Genomic DNA, 16,515 nt, shown 5'->3' with positions numbered 1-16,515 from the left:
GTCCGCGCCGGTCCCGCCGGTGCCCCGCCACAGGCACGCATCCACCTCGAACGGCAGCAGCTGGTCCTGTTCGGCCATGAGGTTGGCGCCATGTGCCGTGACGCGGCGCATGAAATGGCGGCGGCACAGCGTCTCATATCCCACCACGGGGACGTGGCCTGCCGCCGTGGCAGCCGGGCCGTCCACGGCCATGTCCACGTCGCCCACCACAACCTGCGCGCCCTCGGTGACCATGACGCCGTCGACCGTGCGTGCATTGTGCGTTGCCCGGCGGCCGCACCAGCACAGGGCCTCCACCTGCAGGACCTGCACCCGGTCCGCAAGTTCGATCAGCCGCTGGGAGCCGGGGAACAGCCGGGTGCGGAAGTCAGCGGTGATGCCGAAGGCAAAGACGTCCACGTCGATTTCGTCCACGACTTTCGCCAGCTGCTCCACCTGCTCAGGCGTGTAGAACTGGGCCTCATCGCAGATCAGGTAGTCCACGCGCTGGCCCAGGGTGCGCCGCCGCATGACTTCCTCCCAGAAATCCGTCCCGTCCACTACCTCCACGGCGTCGGTTTCCAGTCCAAGCCGGCTGGAGATGCGGGACTCGCCGGCGCGGTCATTGCGGCTGAAGCGGACGCCGCCCCGGCCGCGGACCCTATGGTTGTGGTCCATCTGCAGCGCGAGCGTGGACTTGCCGCAGTCCATGGTGCCGGAGAAAAAGACGAGCTCAGCCACGGCGGGCACCCCTGCCGTCGGCCTTGAAATACAGGAGCGGAACCTCCCGCTCAGCCTTGGTCAGCGATCCGTGCTGGCCCACGACCTCCATCGCCGTGGGGCGGACACGCCTCGTGTCGTAGAGGGCGAGCTCGTCGCGGGCCGCAATCATCACGTCGCCGATCCTGCCCTCGACGGCGGGCCGGACCGGACCGAAAAGCCCGGCGGCAATGGCGTCCTCCCTGGTGAATGCCCAGATGCGGGTACCGAAACGGCCGCGCCAGGCGGCGAGGAGCCGCTCCCTCACACCGGCGTCGGACGCGTCATCCAGGTACAGATGCACCATCCGGGGTTCGCCGGCCGTGTGGCGGACTCCTTCCACCAACTGCGGATCCGCCGAGAAGTCGATGCGCTGCTGCTCCGGCACGTCAAGCATGCCGTGGTCCGCCGTCAGCAGGATGCTGGTGCCCGCCGGCAGCGAGGAATTCAGCCGCTTCATCACGGCGTCCAGCTCCTCAAGCTGGTGTTCCCACTCCGGCGACTGACAGCCGTAACGGTGGCCTGCCTTATCAAGCTCGTTGACGTAGAAGTACATCAGGCCTGGCCCGGGCGCTGCCAGGGCCTCGGCGGCAGCTGCAGTCCGGGCGTGGGAGGTGGTGGCGGGCATGAAGTTGCCGCCGCGAAGGGCGGCGCGGGTCATGGGTGAGTCCCCGAACTGGGGAAGGCTGACGGTGGTCACTGCCGCCTGGCCGGCAGCTCGTTCCAGCACTGTGGGGAATGGTTGCCAGGCCACCGGGTCAACCCCGGGGTCCCAGTTGCCAAGAAGGTTGACCACCTTGTCCTGCTCCGGATCCAGCACGTCGTAGCCCACCAGGCCGTGCTGGCCCGGGGGCAGGCCGGTGCCGAAACTGGCCAAAGCGGCGGCCGTGGTGGAAGGGAACGCCGAATCGAGCCACACGGGGACGGCGCCCTGGCCGGCCTGGATGACGGAGCGCAGGAAGGGGGTGTGGGCGGACTTCTGCTTCAGGAGGTTCCGGCCAAGGCCGTCGGCCACGACGACGCATACGCGGGACGCGGCAGGAAGGCCAAGGGTGTTGGTGAATCCGTCGAGGCCCAGGCTGGCTGCGGCACTGGTCAGCACGTCCGCCACGGAACGCCGGCCGTAGGCGGGAGCGGGCGGCAGGTCCGGGGCTTTGGCCGGCCGGCCGGCTGAGGCACCGGCAGGGACAGGAGCGCCGCTGGCTGGGGGTGTTGGGACGTTGCTGCTTGTTCGTCGTTCGTCCGGCATCTCAGCGCTGCTGGTGCCCGCGGCTGAGCCGGTTACCGAACACGCCTGAACGCGGCCGGGCCGGGAGTGACTGGATGTGGGGCGCCGGGGCGGCAGAGCCCGTGTTCACGGCGCGCAGCGCGCGGGCAAAAAGCTTGGCGTCCTGGACGGCCTGCAATCCGTCCGCCTCGGCGCTGATCCGCAGGACAATGTCCTCCTGCGCAATGGTGCCGCTGTACCCGTGGTCCGCCTCGCACTGGGGATCCCCGCAGCTGGCGGGGCCCATGTCCAGCCGCTGGCCGCCGGACCATGCTATGGACAGCGTCACCTCGCGGACCGGATCTGAAGGCTTGTAGTCCTGAGGCTGCGCGTACATGTAGCTGAGGACCACGGAGCGGATCTGCGCCACGGGCACGGACTCGGTGGAAATCTGGGCCACGATTTGCTCACCCGCCTCATCCAGCTGCTGGTCGTCCACGTGGGTGATCACCAGCATGTCCGCGGTCAGCACCAGCACGGTGATGTGGCGGCGTACCTCGGCGCGGTCGAAGTGGGTTTCCAGGTGCACCAGGTGGGCAACGCACTCGCGGCCGTCCAGTGCGTCGTCCACCACGTCAGCCACCAGGCGCGGGTAGAAACCCGCCTTTTGGAGCGCGCCGTCAAGGCTTTGGCCCTGGGCGCTGTGGCTGTGTGAGCTGTGGCGGACTGCCTGGTTTTCATTGCCGGGCGTTTCGGGCGCCGACGCGGGAGGCTGTGAGCTCATTCCCCCATTTTCACAGATCGGCCCGCCACATTGCTAACCGCGTCAGCCCAGCATGGCCCGGCGGGCGCTGTCGGTGCGCTGGGCCGCGTTGCCGATCCGGACATCCGCGGCCAGGATCACAGCCCCGGACACGCCGCACAGCACCGGATTGAATTCCACCAGCGCGATCTCCGGATGGCTGTCCTTGAGCCAGGCAAGCCTGCCGGCCAGGTCCTCAAGGGCGGCCACGTCCACGGCCGGCAGGCCCTGGTAGCCGAAGAGCTTCCGGGCGGCCCGCGGCCCGCGGATGAAGTCGTGCACGTCCGCTGCGGACAGGGGCGGTACCCGGTGCGCCCAGTCGTCCAGCAGGTTGACGGCGTCCCCGGCCAGGCCGAACGAGATCACCGGGCCCAGGAGCGGGTCCTCGATGGCCCGGAAGGTACAGGCCTGTCCCACCGGCGCCATGCTCTGCACTTCCAGTGCCGGGTCGCCGTAGCGGGACAGGGTCCGGCGCATCTGCAGGACGTTCCGGCGCAAGGACTCGGCGTCCTGGATATCCAGGCGGACTCCCCCAAGGTCCAGGCGGTGGCGCAGCGAGGGGTCGGTGGTCTTCAGCGCCACCGGCCAGCCCAGCATGTCCGCCGCCTCAACGGCCTGGTCCGGGGTGTCGAAGCCAACCGAAGGCAGCACGGTGATGCCGTAGTGGCCCAGGAGGGAGCGCGTGGCCGCCGGGTCCAGCTGCTTGAGCTGCTCCCCCTTCACGTCGCGGAGGAGGCCCTCCAGCTCAGCCCGCGCGCGCTGCGGATCGCAGCCTTCCGGCTCAACGAAGTGCCCGTGGTCGCGCGAGACCCACTCCGAGTACCGCACCACGGCGGCGAGCGCGGCCACCGCAGCACCGGGGTTGGAGAAGCAGGGCACGGCCTGCTCCGCGGACCCCACCATGCCCTCGACATAGACCGAGGGATCCAGGATTCCGGTAAACGCGGCCACCACAGGTTTACCTGCCTTCACCGAGCATTCGGCGAGCACCTCGGCAATGCTGTCCACCGTGAGCCCGCGGGCGGGCAGCAGTGCGGCGACGGCCCCATGGACGGCGTCGGACTCAAGGGCGGCGAGCAGGGACGAACGCAGGGCGGGGAGGGCAACCGACTGGCCGGCGTCAAGGTCCACGCCGGTCACCAGCCGGGCAACGTCGAGCCCATGCGACGACGCGCTGTCTGCCACCACTTTTCCCAGGGCCTGGGAGTTGCTGAAGATGGCCAGCCCGGGCCCGGCGGGCAGCGGCTGGTTGGACACCACCTGCGCCACGTCCACAAGCTGCTCTATGGTTTCCACCCGGATAACGCCGGACTGGCGGAGCATCGCGTCAAGCGCACCTGCGGGTGCCTGTGTGGTGCGGACGGCGTGGCCGGGCGGCAGCCGCAGCCCCATGGCATCGGACTTGGCCACAATGACCGGCTTGATGCGCGCCAGCCGCCGGGCCAGCCGGGAAAACTTGCGCGGGTTGCCGATCGATTCCAGGTACAGGCCCACGGCGGAGGTGTCGGCGTCGTCCTCCCAGTACTGCATCATGTCGTTGCCTGACACATCGGCGCGGTTTCCGGCGGAGAGGAAGGTGGACAGTCCCAGCCGCCGCCTGCTGGAGGCGGCGTAGAGCGAGACGCCGATGGCCGCTGACTGGGAGAAAAGCCCCAGCCCGCCGTGCAGCGCCAGCGTGGGCGCCATAGAGGCGTTCAGCGACACGGCCGGGTGGGTGTTCACGATCCCCAGGGACGCCGGCCCGATCACCCGCATCCCGTTGGCGCGTGCCTGCCGCACGAGGTCGCGCTGCCGCATGAGGCCGCGTTCGCCGTCGTCCGCGAAGCCTGCCGAGGCGATGACCAGGCCCTTCACCCCTGCCGCCGCACAGTCTGCGACGACGGCGGGCACTTCCTCGTAGGGGACGGCAACAACGGCCAGCTGCACAGGTTCAGGGACCTCCGAGAGCTTGCCGTAGGAGATCATGCCGGCCAGTTCCAGGGCCTCGGGATTGATGGCGAACACAGGTCCGGGGAAGCCGCCTTCGATGATGTGCTCCAGGAGCTGGTAGCCCACCGTCCCCCACTTGCGGCTCGCCCCGATGACGGCAATGGACGACGGCGTCAGCAGGTCGCGGACGCTCCTCGCCTCCGCGCGGTGCTCGCGGGATTCCATCACGGCCCGGGATTTTTCGGTGGGGTCGATGTTGAACTCAAGGCTGACGACGCCGTCGTCGAAATGCCGTTTGACGTCATAGCCGGCGTCGGAGAAGACCATCAGCATCTTGCGGTTTTCCGGCAGCACCTCCGCGCTGAAGCGGCGGATCCCGTTCTCGTGGGCGGCGGCGGCGAGGTGTTCGAGCAGGATGGAGCCGATGCCCCTCCCCTGGTGCGAGTCGGCGATGTTGAACGCCACTTCGGCTTCGGTGGGGTCGTCCAGCCGGTCATACCGGCCGATCCCTACGATTTCACCGCCGATGGTGATGACGAACGCCACCCGGTCCCGGTAGTCCACCTCGGTGAACCGCTTGAGCTCCTTGCTGGAAAGCTTGGCCTTGAAGGCAAAGAAGCGCATGTAGATTGAGTTCTGCGACTGTCCCATGTGGAACTTCTGGACAGCGTCCGCGTCCGAGGGGTGGATGGGGCGCAGATGTGCCGTCCCGCCGTCCCGGAGCACGACATCGGCTTCCCAATGTTCCGGATATTCGCCGTCCACGGGCTGTTCCACCATAGGCTTAGCCTAGCCAAAAACTCCCGCAGCACTGCCGCTTGCGCCCAACAAACCATTGCACCGCTCTGCAGAAGGATCCACCAACCCCATGGCCCGCCGCCAAAGTTCAGCCCCTCCCGAAGACACCACCCCCTACACGGAGAACATCGTGGACATCGATGTCACCTCCGAAATGGAAGGTTCCTTCCTGGAGTACGCGTATTCGGTGATTTACTCCCGGGCGCTTCCGGACGCCCGCGACGGGCTCAAGCCGGTGCAGCGGCGCATCCTCTACATGATGAGCGACATGGGCCTGCGCCCGGACCGCGGCCATGTGAAGAGCGCCCGCGTGGTGGGCGAGGTCATGGGCAAGCTGCACCCGCACGGCGACACCGCCATCTACGACGCCATGGTGCGCATGGCCCAGGACTTCTCGCTGCGGCTGCCCCTGATTGACGGGCACGGCAACTTCGGATCGCTCGACGACGGCCCTGCGGCTCCGCGGTACACGGAAGCGCGGCTCGCAGCGGCTGCCCTGACGCTCACCAACCACCTCGACGAAGACGTGGTGGACTTCGTCCCCAACTACGACAACCAGCTGACCCAGCCGGACGTGCTTCCGGCCGCGTTCCCCAACCTGCTGGTCAACGGCGCCACCGGCATCGCCGTGGGCATGGCCACCAACATGGCCCCGCACAACCTGGTGGAAGTCATTTCCGCCGCGCGGCACCTGATTGCCCACCCGGACGCCACACTCGATGACATCATGCGGTTCGTGCCCGGCCCGGACCTGCCCAGCGGCGGGCGGATCGTGGGGCTGGACGGCATCCGCGACGCCTACGCCACGGGACGGGGGTCCTTCAAGACGCGGGCCAAGGTGGAGGTGGAACAGCTGTCCGCGCGGCGGACCGGCCTGGTGGTCACCGAACTCCCCTACATGGTGGGCCCGGAAAAGGTCATCGAGAAGATCAAGGACGCCGTCAACGCCAAGAAGCTGACCGGCATCAGCGACATCGTGGACCTGACCGACCGCAAGCACGGCCTGCGCCTGGTCATCGAACTCAAGAACGGCTTCAACCCCAACGCGGTGCTCCAGCAGCTGTACCGCTACTCGCCGATGGAGGACTCCTTCGGCATCAACAACGTCACCCTGGTGGACGGACAGCCGCAGACCCTGGGCCTGGTGCAGCTGCTGACTGTGTACGTCAACCACCGGATCGACGTTGTCCGCCGCCGGACGGTGTTCCGGCTGGGCAAGAAGAAGGACCGCCTCCACCTGGTGGAGGGACTCCTCATCGCCATTGTGGACATTGACGAGGTCATCCAGATCATCCGCTCCTCGGACGAGGCAGCCGCCGCCCGGGCCCGGCTGATGTCCATCTACGACCTCACGGAGATCCAGGCGAACTACATCCTGGAACTCCGGCTGCGCCAGCTGACCAAATACTCCCGGATCGAGCTGGAGAAGGAGCAGGACGAGCTGCGCCGCGAGATCGCGGAACTCGAGGCGATCCTGGGCTCCGAGGAGCGGCTCCGGACCCTGGTGTCCGACGAGCTGGGAGAGATTGCCGAGGAGCACGGCACTCCGCGGCGCACCGTCCTCCTCGAATCCGAAGCCGTGGCACCGACCGTGGCCGCCGACCTTGCGCTGGCCGCCGGGAAAAAGGGGAAGGCAGCGCCGCTCGCCCTGGAAATCGCCGACGACCCCTGCTGGGCCATCCTGACCGCCTCCGGACAGGTGGCTCGCACCAGCAACCAGGAGCCGCTGGCGGAGGCGGGCCCCCGGGCAAAACATGATGTGTTCACGTCCGTGGTCAAGACCTCCGCACGGGGCGAGATCGCGGCGGTCACCTCCCTGGGGCGGATGCTGCGCCTCCAGGTGATGGACATGCCGGTACTGCCGCCCATGTCCGGCCTGCCCAACCTCGCCGGCGGGGTTCCGGCCAGGGATTTCCTCACCCTGCTCAAGGGGGAAACCCTGGTGGCGTTCGTGCCGCTGGACGAAGTGCTGGCCATCGGCACTTCCCAGGGCGTGGTGAAGCGGGTGCAGCCGGACTACCCGCTGAACCGGGAAGACTGGGACGTCATAGCCCTCAAGGACAAGGACTTCGTGGTCAATGTGGCCCCGGCGGGCGCCGATGACGCTGAGCTGGTGTTCCTGACCAGCCAGGCCCAGCTGCTGAAATTCGGAGCCGCCAGCGTGCGCCCCCAGGGGCGGACGGCCGGAGGCATGGCGGGAATCAAGCTGCCCGCCGGGGACCGCGTGCTGTTCTTCGGCGCGGTCCAGCCCACGGACGAGGCCGCCGTGGTGGTGACCATCGCCGGGACAACGGGAGCCCTTCCCGGGACCGCCCCCGGCACGGCCAAGGTCACAGCGTTCTCCGAGTACCCCGTGAAGGGCCGCGCAACCGCCGGCGTGCGGGCACACCGCTTCCTGAAGGGCGAGGACACGCTGTTGCTGGCCTGGGCGGGCCACGGACCGGCCAAGGCCGCCTCAGCCGCGGGGGTTGCCAGGTCCCTGCCGCAGGAGCACGGCCGGCGGGATGGCTCCGGCGTCCCGTTGTCGCAGCCGGTGGACGTGGTGGGTCCGGCCATGGCGTGGCCTGATCCCGGCCAGACTGCCTGATCCGGCCTAGACTGCATGCATGCCTATCGTTCCTGATGAGAAGGACTGGACCTGGGTCCTGACGCGTCCCTGCCCCGACTGCTCGTTCGATGCCGCCACGGTAACGCCGTCCACCGTCCCGGGGAACATCGACAACATGCTGCCCCGCTGGCGTGCCGTCCTGCGCAGGCCGGACGTGGCGGAGCGCCCCAATGGGCACACCTGGTCCGCGCTGGAGTATGCCTGCCACGTCCGGGACGTCTTCAGCCTTTTCGACCAGCGGCTGAACCTCATGCTCGAATCGGATGACGCACGGTTCGAGAACTGGGACCAGGACCAGACGGCCATGGACAAGGACTACGCCAACGCGGATCCGGCAGTGGTCAGCGCAGAGCTTACAGCTGAGGGAAAGCAGGCGGCCGAGTCCTTTGCCAGGGTCCGCGAACCAGAGTGGGGACGGACAGGGCTGCGCAGCAATGGCTCGGAGTTCACCGTCCTGACGCTGGCCCAGTACTTCCTGCACGACGTCGTCCACCACCTTCACGACGTGGACGGCTGAGCACTTTCTGTAACCGCGGCATACGCCGGCGCGCCGTTGTGTCCGCTGTCTCCGGCGTTCCCGGATCCGGCCAGCACCAGCCTCGCATCCTCCGGATGGATGTCAGCGGGGTTGTGGGTCACCAGCACCACGGTCCGGTTGCCGAGTCCCGCGCGCAGGTCGGCCAGCATGGCCTCTGCCGATTCAGCATCCAGGTGCGCTGTTGGCTCATCCAGCAGGATCACCTCCGCACCGGTCATCAGCGTGCGCGCCACGGCCAGGCGCTGGCGCTCTCCCCCGCTCAGGAAGGCCCCGCCCGGACCGATCCTGGTGTCCAGGCCGCCCGGCAGGCGCTCCACCAGGCCCGCCAGGCCCACGGACTCCAGCACCTCCATCAGCTCGCCGTCTGCGGCCGGGCCGTTCGCGGGGGGCCTGCCCAGCAGCAGGTTGCCGCGAATGGTCGAGTCAAAGAGGTGGGCTTCCTGCGGACACCAGGCGGCCCGGCCGGTCACCCGGGCTGCCCCGGCTGCTGCAGGGAGGAAACCCAGCAGGACGGAGAGCAGGGTGGATTTTCCGGAACCGGACGCTCCGGTGACGGCCAGCCACCTGCCTGGCTCGGCAACGGCGTTGATCCCGGAAAACACCGGAGCACCGCCCGACCACGCCGCCGCGAGGTCAACGAGTTCGACGCCGGGAGCACCGTCCTGGCGGGCAGGCACTGTGTGCAGGCCGTCGGCTGGGGTGCCTTCGGAGCCCGCGGTGCCGGCGTCCAGGGCGCCCGAGGCGGACACGCGCCGCATGACTGTCCGCAGCGCGGGGAACTGGCGCACCGCCGTCGTCATGGCTCCGTAGGGCTCCACCAGTGCGAGGAGCATCAGCACGACCACCGCCGCCGTCGCCGGGGCGAGCCGGCCGCCGAGCACGGCGGGAGCGGCCAGCCAGGCAGCTGCGAAGGCAGCCGCGCAGCAGGAGGCTGTGGTGACAGCGTGTCCCAGGCCGTCTGCCCACGCTGACCGCTGGGAAGCGCGGGTGGCGCTGCGGTCCTGGGCGCGCAGTCCGGCCAGTACCGGGGCGGAGACGCCGTTGGCGTGGAGTTCGGCGCGTGCATCGAGGGCTGCGGAAATCCGGCGCAGGACCCCGGACCTCAGGACCTGTTCGGCGCTGGCGGACTTCCGGTCGGCCCACAGCGCCACGGCCGGGGCCAGGAGCAGGCTGGCTGCGGCGGCGGCCAGGACGGCCGGGACGGCATCCGGCACCAGCAGCCAGGTGGTGGCCAGGGCCAGGGCGGAGACAGCGAGCGCCGTCACGGGCGGCAGCGCAACCCTTGGCAGGAGGTCGCGGACGGTGTCGACGTCGTCGATGACCGTCCCCAGGACGTTTCCGCCCTGCAGCAGCCGGCGGAGGGCGAGGGCCCTGCGGCTCAGGGACTCCCAGAGCCGTCCCCGGAGGCGGGTGAGTGCGGCAAACACCGCATCGTGGAGCAGGAGCCGCTCGCAGTAGCGGAGCACGGCCCGCCCGATCCCGAAGAACCGCACGCCAACAATGGCCGTCAGCAGGTACAGGATGGGCGGCTGCTCGCTGGCCCGGATGATCAGCCAGCCGGACAGGCCGGACAGCGCGACGGCGAAGACGGCCGCCAGGGTGCCCACCACGGCAGCCGCTGCGAACTTGCCGCGGACCGGCGCCAGGAGCGCCGCGAGGAGACGGGTCGTTTGGCGGGTACCTGCGCCCCCGCTGGCGGGTGCACCGGCACCGGCGCCGGCAACCGGGGCAGTAGCGGGGGCGGGCCAGGCGTCCGCTGCAACGTCCACGGCACCCCCTGGCTTCGGCCCGGCCTTCTGCAGCGCGGCTTGCACCGGCGCGGCAGCCGTGGCCAGCACCCCGGCCCGCGCGCCTGGCTCCCCTGCCCGGGCTGGCTCTGCGTGGACTGGCTCTGCGTGCGCAGCCACCGGCACCACGTGGTCAGCGAGGTTGCGGGTGCGCCCGTTGTGCGCCACGAGGATCACGGTGACGCGTCCGCGCAGGTGGCGGATCGCGTCTTCCACCACCATGGCCGAGGCGTCGTCCAGGTGTGCGGTGGGCTCATCGAGCAGCAGCACTGTGGCTCCTGCCTCGATCCGGGCCAGTCCCCTGGCGAGTGCCACCCTCCGCAGCTCGCCGGGGCTCAGCTCGGCGGGGTGCTGGTGTGCCAGGTGGCCGGCAGCGGCGCGGGCCAGGCATGAGCGTGCGGCGGCTTCCAGGCCGGCGTGGCCGCGGGCGCCCTCGATATCCACGGAGAGGTACAGCAGCACCTCGTCCAGGACAGTTTCGGCAAGCATGACCGGATGCTGCGGCACCCAGGCCAGCGCGCTGCGGTCGATGCCCCGGAGCGTGCCGGTGACCGTGGCGCCGGCTCCGTCCCCGATGGTTCCCGCCAGCACGCCGAGGACTGTGCTCTTTCCTGCGCCGCTGGTTCCGTCCAGGGCGGTGATCCTGCCTTGCGGCGCGGTGAAGGTGAGTGGGCCGACGGCGGGGCCCGACCTTCCGCTGTAGCCTACGGTCAGGTCCGTGACGGAGACGGGGGCACCGGGCCGTCCCGCCCTGGTTGCCGGAAGCGGCCGGGGTTCGGGGGCCCCCGTGACCGCAGTGGTTTCCGCGAGGGCCACCCGCCCGTCGTCGCTGGCATGGTGGGCGGTGCCCAGTTCACGCAGCGGGAGATAGCAGTCCGGGGCCAGGATCAGTGCCAGCAGGCCGGCCTCGAGCGGCATGTCCCCGTGCACCAGCCGGACGCCGATGAACACCGCCACGACCGCCACGGAGATCGTGGCGATCAGTTCCAGTGCCAGCGCCGAGAGGAATGCGGTGCGCAGGGTTCCCATGGTGCGGGTGCGGTATTCCTCGGAGATCTCTTCGAGGGCCTTGCGCTGCGCCGTGGCGCGCCCGAGCCCCACCAGGACCGGCAGGCCTTTTGCCAGCTCCAGCATGTGGGCGGACAGCCTGCCAAGGGCCGCCTGCGCTTCACGGACGTTGTCTTCGGTGTACCGGCCGATCAGCACCATAAACAGCGGGACCAGCGGTACCGTCAGGACAATCACCACTGCGCTGACCCAGTCCGCAAAGAGGACCCGTGCTCCCAGCAGCAGCGGAATCGCCGCGCAGTTCACCAGTGCCGGGAGGAACTGGGTGTAGTAGTTGTCCAGCGCATCCAGTCCACGGGTTGCCAGGACGGCGAGCCCGCCGTCGGCGGGGCCGGTTCCCCTGGCGCCGTTGCGCAGCGCCCGTTCGAGCAGCCCGGCACGCAGCTCCTCCTTGATGCCAAGGGCGGCCCGCCGGGCAGCGACAGCCTGTGCCCAGACGGTCAGGGACCGCAGCACCACGCCGGCCAGTCCCAGGGCAACCTGGCCTGCCCAGTCCGGGTCCCCCGCCACCAGTCCGGCCAGCACCGAGGCCACGGCCTGGCCCATCAGGACCAGTGACAGGGCCTTCAGTGCTGCCAGCAGTCCCAGCAGGTAGACGGCGGACCGGGTGGCCGGACCGGGAGGGAAACTTGGCCGCATGTCAGCCCTTCGTTGTGAAAGCCCTGGCGGCGATGGCCGGCAGGAAGCTGTGGGCCTCCGGGATGTGCGCTGCACTGACCCGGCGGCGGAACACCCAATAGGTCCAGGCCTGGTAGGCGATGACAAGGGGAAGGCCGAAGGCCGCCACGATGCTCATGAGCCCCAGGGTGTAGTCGGAGGAGGACGCGTTGGAGATGGTGAGGTCAAAGGCCTCGTTGAGGGTGGAGGGCAGCACCACCGGGAATACCGCGGCAAAGATCGATGCCGAACCCAGTGCCAGGAAAGCACCAAGCCCGGAAAAGGCCTTGCCTTCCGCTCCCCGGCGGGCCCACACCCAGGCTGCTGCGGCGGCGGCGACAGCCAGCACAACGAGGGCCCAGGTCCAGGGCTTCCCTTCCAGGAACTGGATGCTCAGTGCCCACGCCGCGATGGGCAGGAGCAGGACGGGCAGCAGGCGCACGAACCATGTCCGTGCCCGGTGCCGCACGTCGCCGTCGGTCTTCAGGGCCAGGAAAGCCAGCGCGTGGATCAGCGAGAAGCCCACGACGGCAAGGCCACCCAGAACGGCGTATCCGCTGAACCAGGCCAGCGGGCCTCCCTCGCGGTCGCCATTGGCATTCAGCGGCAGGCCGGTGGTGGTGAGCGCCAGCGCGGCACCCACGCCGAAGGCCGCGAAGAAGGATCCCAGCGCGATGGCCCAGTCCCAGCGGGCACGCCACCGGTCCGTGTCCACCTTGCCCCGGTACTCGAACGCCACTGCCCGGAAAATCAGGGCAACAAGCACCACCAGCAGAGGGAGGTAAAGGGCCGAGAACAGGGAGGCATACCAGAGCGGGAAGGCGGCGAACGTGGCGCCGCCGGCCGTCAGGAGCCATACCTCATTGCCGTCCCAGACGGGTCCGATGGTGTTGAGCAGGACGCGGCGCTCCGTGTTGTTGCGGGCGAAAAGCTTCATGAGCATCCCGACGCCGAGGTCGAAACCCTCCAGGAAGAGGTACCCGGTCCACAGCACCGCGATGGCGATGAACCAGACGGTTGGCAGCAGTTCCATGTGTGTATTTCCTCTGCTCTTCGTGCGCGGCTTAGTAGGCGAACGCCAGGACGTCGTCGCCGGGTTTGCCGCCGCCCGGTCCACCGGTTCCGGGGGTGGCGTCCTCATTTTCGTCGGCCGGTGCATGGACCAGCTCAGGCATGGCGGAGACCACTCCGCCGCGGATGTATTTCACCAGCAGCTTGACTTCTACCACCAGCAGGACTGCGTAGACCGCCGTCAGGGTGACCAGCGAGGCCAGCAGCTCCCCGGCAGAGACACCTGGTGATACCGCGGCCGCCGTGAACATAAACACCTGGTCGATGCCGCTGGGATCCGGGTTGGGGGCGACGACGAACGGCTGGCGGCCCATCTCGGTGAAGATCCAGCCGGCCGCGTTGGCGCCGAAGGGGGCCAGGATGCCGAAGACCGCGAGCCGCATGAGCCAGCGGGATTCGGGGACGGTCCCCTTCCGGGTGATCCACAGCGCCACGAGGGCTGCCAGGGCGGCGAGCCCGCCGAAGCCGATCATCATGCGGAAGCCCCAGTAGGTGACCTCCATGACGGGAAGGTAGTCGATTTCCTGGCCGGCGCGTTCGCCGTAGATGGGGTTGTCCGGCAGGTGGGTCCCGTAGGCCTCCTTGTACTGCGGCAGGAGGCTGTTGACGCCCTGGACTTCGGTGGTGAAGTCGCCCTTTGCCAGGTAGGAGAGGATGCCGGGGACTTCAATGAGGGCAACGATGTCGTCGCAGTTCTGCGAACCCAGGTTGCCAATGCTCAGCACGGAGAACCCGGTGCCGTCATGGCAGGCGGCTTCCGCGGCGGCCATCTTCATGGGCTGCTGTTCGAACATCAGCTTGCCCTGGAGGTCCCCGGTGAGGGCGGTGCCTGCGAAGGAGATCATGGCCACCACTGCACCGATGCGCAGGGACCGGAGCCAGACTTTGTGGTCGTCGCGGTCCCGGCCGGGGATGTCCGCAGATTCGCCCGGGATGACCTTGCCGTCGGCACCGACTGTGTCGACGCCGTCGCGCCGCCGGCGCCACAGGTGGTACCAGGCGATGCCCAGCAGGAAGCCGCCGGCAACGGCGAGGGCTCCGAAGACAGTGTGCGGAACGGCAACGAGCGCGGTGTTGTTGGTGAAGACGGCCCAGGCGTCGGTCATAACGGGCCGGCCGTCGATCATCTCCACGCCCACGGGGTGCTGCATCCAGCTGTTGGCCACGATGATGAAGTACGCGGAGAAAATCGACCCGATCACTGCGATCCACAGGCACGCCAGGTGGATGCCGGGCTTGAGCTGCTTCCACCCGAAGATCCACAATCCCAGGAAGGTGGATTCGACGAAAAACGCCAGCAGCGCTTCCAGGGCCAGGGGCGCGCCGAAGACGTCGCCCACGAACCGGCTGTATTCACTCCAGGCCATCCCGAACTGGAACTCCTGGACGATGCCGGTGGCTACGCCCATGATGAAGTTAATGAGGAACAGCTTTCCCCAGAACTTGGTCATCCGGAGGTATTCGGGATTGCCCGTGCGGTGCCAGGCCGTCTGCATGAGTGCGACAACCAGGCCAAGGCCGATGGTCAGCGGGACCATCATGAAGTGGTAAACGGTGGTGATCCCGAATTGCCAGCGTGCGATTTCCAGCGCGTCCATAGCGTCCAAGGCGGTCCCTCGTGTCAGCGAATGCAGATCTTCTACGTTTTGTAGAACTCAACTTCTACCGAGTGTAGAACAACCGCGGCGGCGGTGTAAAAACCAGCTTCTACTTCCCCGGCACGGCAGGCAAGGGCCCTGCCAGGCCGCGTGTTCTACCCAACGTAGAAAGTCTTGGGAAAACCGGGTAAATTGGAGGTTGTAGTTCAAACACAGCATGCAGCCACCTCCGCCCTGCGGCGGTGGCGCGGGGAGAAAAAGGAAAAGTGCAATGGCTAGTCTTGGTGAACTGGAACGGGCAGTGATGGATCTGCTCTGGGCGGGCCAGGAAGCAGCCACAGCCAACACGCTGCGGGACAGGCTCGCGCAGACCTCTGCCGGGCAGGGCGGCGCGGCCGGCCACGAGGGCAAGGAACTCGCCGTGACCACTGTGCTCACCGTGTTGTCCCGGCTGGAGAAGAAGGGGCTGGTGGAGCGCGAACGCGGCACCCGTCCGCACCGCTACCAGGCAGTGTCCAGCCGCGAGGACCACACCGCCGAGCTGATGCACGAGGTGCTGGGGTCGGCTCCGGACCGCGAAGCCGTGCTGGCCCGCTTTATCGGGTCCGTATCCGAGGGTGAAGCCGAGACTCTGCGCAAACTGCTTGGCCACCTCTAGCGGACCATGTTCTGGGCCTCGTACCTGCTGGCGGTCCTTGCGATAGTCCTGGCCTGGCCGGTGCCTGTCCTCCTCTCAAGAGCGCAGTGGCCCGCCCGCTCACCCTTTACCGCCATGATCCTGTGGCAGGCGATAGCGCTGGCCGGCGGGCTGTCCATGATCGGCGCAATGCTCGTGTATGGCCTGGAACCGATTGGGGACAACCTGATCGCAGGCCTGCGGGCGCTGGCCGGCATGGTGCTGTACAACGCCCCCACCACGGCCCTGGGCTTCTGGCATATTTTCGCCCTGTCCGCCGCAGCGCTGCTCACCGCCCACCTGGTGTTCACCCTTCTGCTGACCTACTACAAGATTGAACGCCAGCGGCGGCGGCACCGCGAACTGCTGTCCCTGTTGGCCTCACCGTCCGCTGAGGGGACGGGAACCCTGGTCATCAGCCACAACTCCCCCGTGGCTTACTGCCTTCCCGGGGGCGCCCGGTCCGTGACTGTCCTCTCTGATGGCCTGATGGCGGCCCTTGAGCCCGCAGAACTCCGTGCCGTCCTGATCCATGAGAACGCCCACCTCAGCCAGCGCCACCACCTGCTGTTGTGGGCTTTCGCCGCCTGGCGGCAGGCACTGCCCTGGCTGCCAACCACCCGCCTCGCCCAGGAGTCAGTGAACTCCCTGATCGAGATGCTGGCGGACGACGTCGCGCTCAAGACCGAAAGCAAGGCCACGCTGATCAAGGCCATCGCCATTGTGGCCAGCGGGTCGGCCGGCAACAGCGGCGGCGCGGACCTCCGCCCGGAGGCTTCCAGCCTGGCGCTCTCCGGACTTGACTCCGCCGCCGGCACGTCCGGCGCGGACTCCGCCCGGACCACCGCCTCACGGGTCAGCCGGCTGCTCTCGCCCCGGCCCGAGCTGCCGGCGCCCATCCGCAGCATGGTCGTGGCAGGATCCGTACTGCTCCTTGCCCTGCCTACCCTGCTTCTGGTGGTGCCCGGCCTGCTGGGGTGAGTCCCGCCGTCGTCCTCCCCCAAATCCCCGGACGCCTGCGGCACCCGCCGGCTGCCC

At 68.6% G+C, this 16,515-nt stretch carries 11 protein-coding genes; 4 read left to right on the top strand and 7 right to left on the bottom strand.

Annotated features, from left to right (window positions below):
* From AC6CHP_RS20120 to AC6CHP_RS20105, 4 genes are all read right to left on the bottom strand, one after another.
* Positions 1 to 720, bottom strand: a 720-nt coding sequence (locus AC6CHP_RS20120) for a thymidine kinase (protein WP_498231871.1), incomplete at its 3' end; no start/stop codon positions are given.
* On the bottom strand, positions 713 to 1,987 hold the full coding sequence (locus AC6CHP_RS20115) for an alkaline phosphatase family protein (protein ID WP_498231869.1): 1,275 nt from the start codon (positions 1,985 to 1,987) through the stop codon (positions 713 to 715). The genes AC6CHP_RS20120 and AC6CHP_RS20115, both read right to left, overlap by 8 nt.
* Position 1,988: 1 nt before the next feature.
* Complete coding sequence (locus tag AC6CHP_RS20110) at positions 1,989 to 2,729, bottom strand: DUF5998 family protein (RefSeq protein WP_104187600.1); 741 nt, start codon at positions 2,727 to 2,729, stop codon at positions 1,989 to 1,991.
* Positions 2,730 to 2,771: 42 nt separating this feature from the next.
* On the bottom strand, positions 2,772 to 5,456 hold the full coding sequence (locus AC6CHP_RS20105) for a bifunctional acetate--CoA ligase family protein/GNAT family N-acetyltransferase (protein ID WP_498231867.1): 2,685 nt from the start codon (positions 5,454 to 5,456) through the stop codon (positions 2,772 to 2,774).
* A gap of 88 nt (positions 5,457 to 5,544) precedes the next feature.
* Between AC6CHP_RS20105 and AC6CHP_RS20100 the strand changes: the two genes are divergently transcribed.
* Positions 5,545 to 8,061 (top strand): DNA gyrase/topoisomerase IV subunit A, encoded by a 2,517-nt coding sequence (locus AC6CHP_RS20100; RefSeq protein WP_498231865.1) that lies wholly within the window; start codon positions 5,545 to 5,547, stop codon positions 8,059 to 8,061.
* A 19-nt stretch (positions 8,062 to 8,080) separates the two neighbouring features.
* Positions 8,081 to 8,599, top strand: a complete 519-nt coding sequence (locus tag AC6CHP_RS20095) for a DinB family protein (protein ID WP_188732210.1) — start codon at positions 8,081 to 8,083, stop codon at positions 8,597 to 8,599.
* Here the strand turns inward: AC6CHP_RS20095 and cydD are convergent.
* Genes cydD through AC6CHP_RS20080 form a run of 3 tightly spaced genes read right to left on the bottom strand, consistent with a single transcriptional unit; the run spans position 8,581 to position 14,801 of the window.
* Positions 8,581 to 12,114, bottom strand: a complete 3,534-nt coding sequence (cydD, locus tag AC6CHP_RS20090; protein ID WP_498231863.1) for a thiol reductant ABC exporter subunit CydD — start codon at positions 12,112 to 12,114, stop codon at positions 8,581 to 8,583. The genes AC6CHP_RS20095 and cydD overlap by 19 nt on opposite strands.
* 1 nt (position 12,115) lies before the next feature.
* Positions 12,116 to 13,165, bottom strand: coding sequence for a cytochrome d ubiquinol oxidase subunit II (cydB, locus tag AC6CHP_RS20085; protein WP_188732212.1), 1,050 nt, complete (start codon positions 13,163 to 13,165; stop codon positions 12,116 to 12,118).
* A gap of 31 nt (positions 13,166 to 13,196) precedes the next feature.
* On the bottom strand, positions 13,197 to 14,801 hold the full coding sequence (locus AC6CHP_RS20080) for a cytochrome ubiquinol oxidase subunit I (RefSeq protein WP_498231873.1): 1,605 nt from the start codon (positions 14,799 to 14,801) through the stop codon (positions 13,197 to 13,199).
* 271 nt (positions 14,802 to 15,072) lie between these two features.
* Here AC6CHP_RS20080 and AC6CHP_RS20075 point away from each other — a divergent pair, with 271 nt between their 5' ends.
* Positions 15,073 to 15,459 carry a BlaI/MecI/CopY family transcriptional regulator gene (locus AC6CHP_RS20075; protein WP_013600699.1) on the top strand — a complete coding sequence of 129 codons (387 nt, stop codon included), beginning with the start codon at positions 15,073 to 15,075 and terminating at the stop codon, positions 15,457 to 15,459.
* Between the two features lie 6 nt (positions 15,460 to 15,465).
* On the top strand, positions 15,466 to 16,458 hold the full coding sequence (locus AC6CHP_RS20070; protein WP_188732213.1) for a M56 family metallopeptidase: 993 nt from the start codon (positions 15,466 to 15,468) through the stop codon (positions 16,456 to 16,458).
* Positions 16,459 to 16,515: the final 57 nt, after the last annotated feature.

It is taken from the genome of Pseudarthrobacter sp. GQ63 (assembly GCF_059758765.1).
Note: the sequence above shows the minus strand (reverse complement) of the source record. Positions and strands in the feature narration are given on the sequence as shown.

What these genes read in the sequence shown, in the direction of transcription:
- AC6CHP_RS20115 (WP_498231869.1), bottom strand. Translation starts at nt 1,987, where the DNA reads ATGCCGGACGAACGACGAACAAGCAGCAACGTCCCAACACCCCCAGCC.
- AC6CHP_RS20110 (WP_104187600.1), bottom strand. Translation starts at nt 2,729, where the DNA reads ATGAGCTCACAGCCTCCCGCGTCGGCGCCCGAAACGCCCGGCAATGAA.
- AC6CHP_RS20105 (WP_498231867.1), bottom strand. Translation starts at nt 5,456, where the DNA reads ATGGTGGAACAGCCCGTGGACGGCGAATATCCGGAACATTGGGAAGCC.
- AC6CHP_RS20100 (WP_498231865.1), top strand. Translation starts at nt 5,545, where the DNA reads ATGGCCCGCCGCCAAAGTTCAGCCCCTCCCGAAGACACCACCCCCTAC.
- AC6CHP_RS20095 (WP_188732210.1), top strand. Translation starts at nt 8,081, where the DNA reads ATGCCTATCGTTCCTGATGAGAAGGACTGGACCTGGGTCCTGACGCGT.
- cydD (WP_498231863.1), bottom strand. Translation starts at nt 12,114, where the DNA reads ATGCGGCCAAGTTTCCCTCCCGGTCCGGCCACCCGGTCCGCCGTCTAC.
- cydB (WP_188732212.1), bottom strand. Translation starts at nt 13,165, where the DNA reads ATGGAACTGCTGCCAACCGTCTGGTTCATCGCCATCGCGGTGCTGTGG.
- AC6CHP_RS20080 (WP_498231873.1), bottom strand. Translation starts at nt 14,801, where the DNA reads ATGGACGCGCTGGAAATCGCACGCTGGCAATTCGGGATCACCACCGTT.
- AC6CHP_RS20075 (WP_013600699.1), top strand. Translation starts at nt 15,073, where the DNA reads ATGGCTAGTCTTGGTGAACTGGAACGGGCAGTGATGGATCTGCTCTGG.
- AC6CHP_RS20070 (WP_188732213.1), top strand. Translation starts at nt 15,466, where the DNA reads ATGTTCTGGGCCTCGTACCTGCTGGCGGTCCTTGCGATAGTCCTGGCC.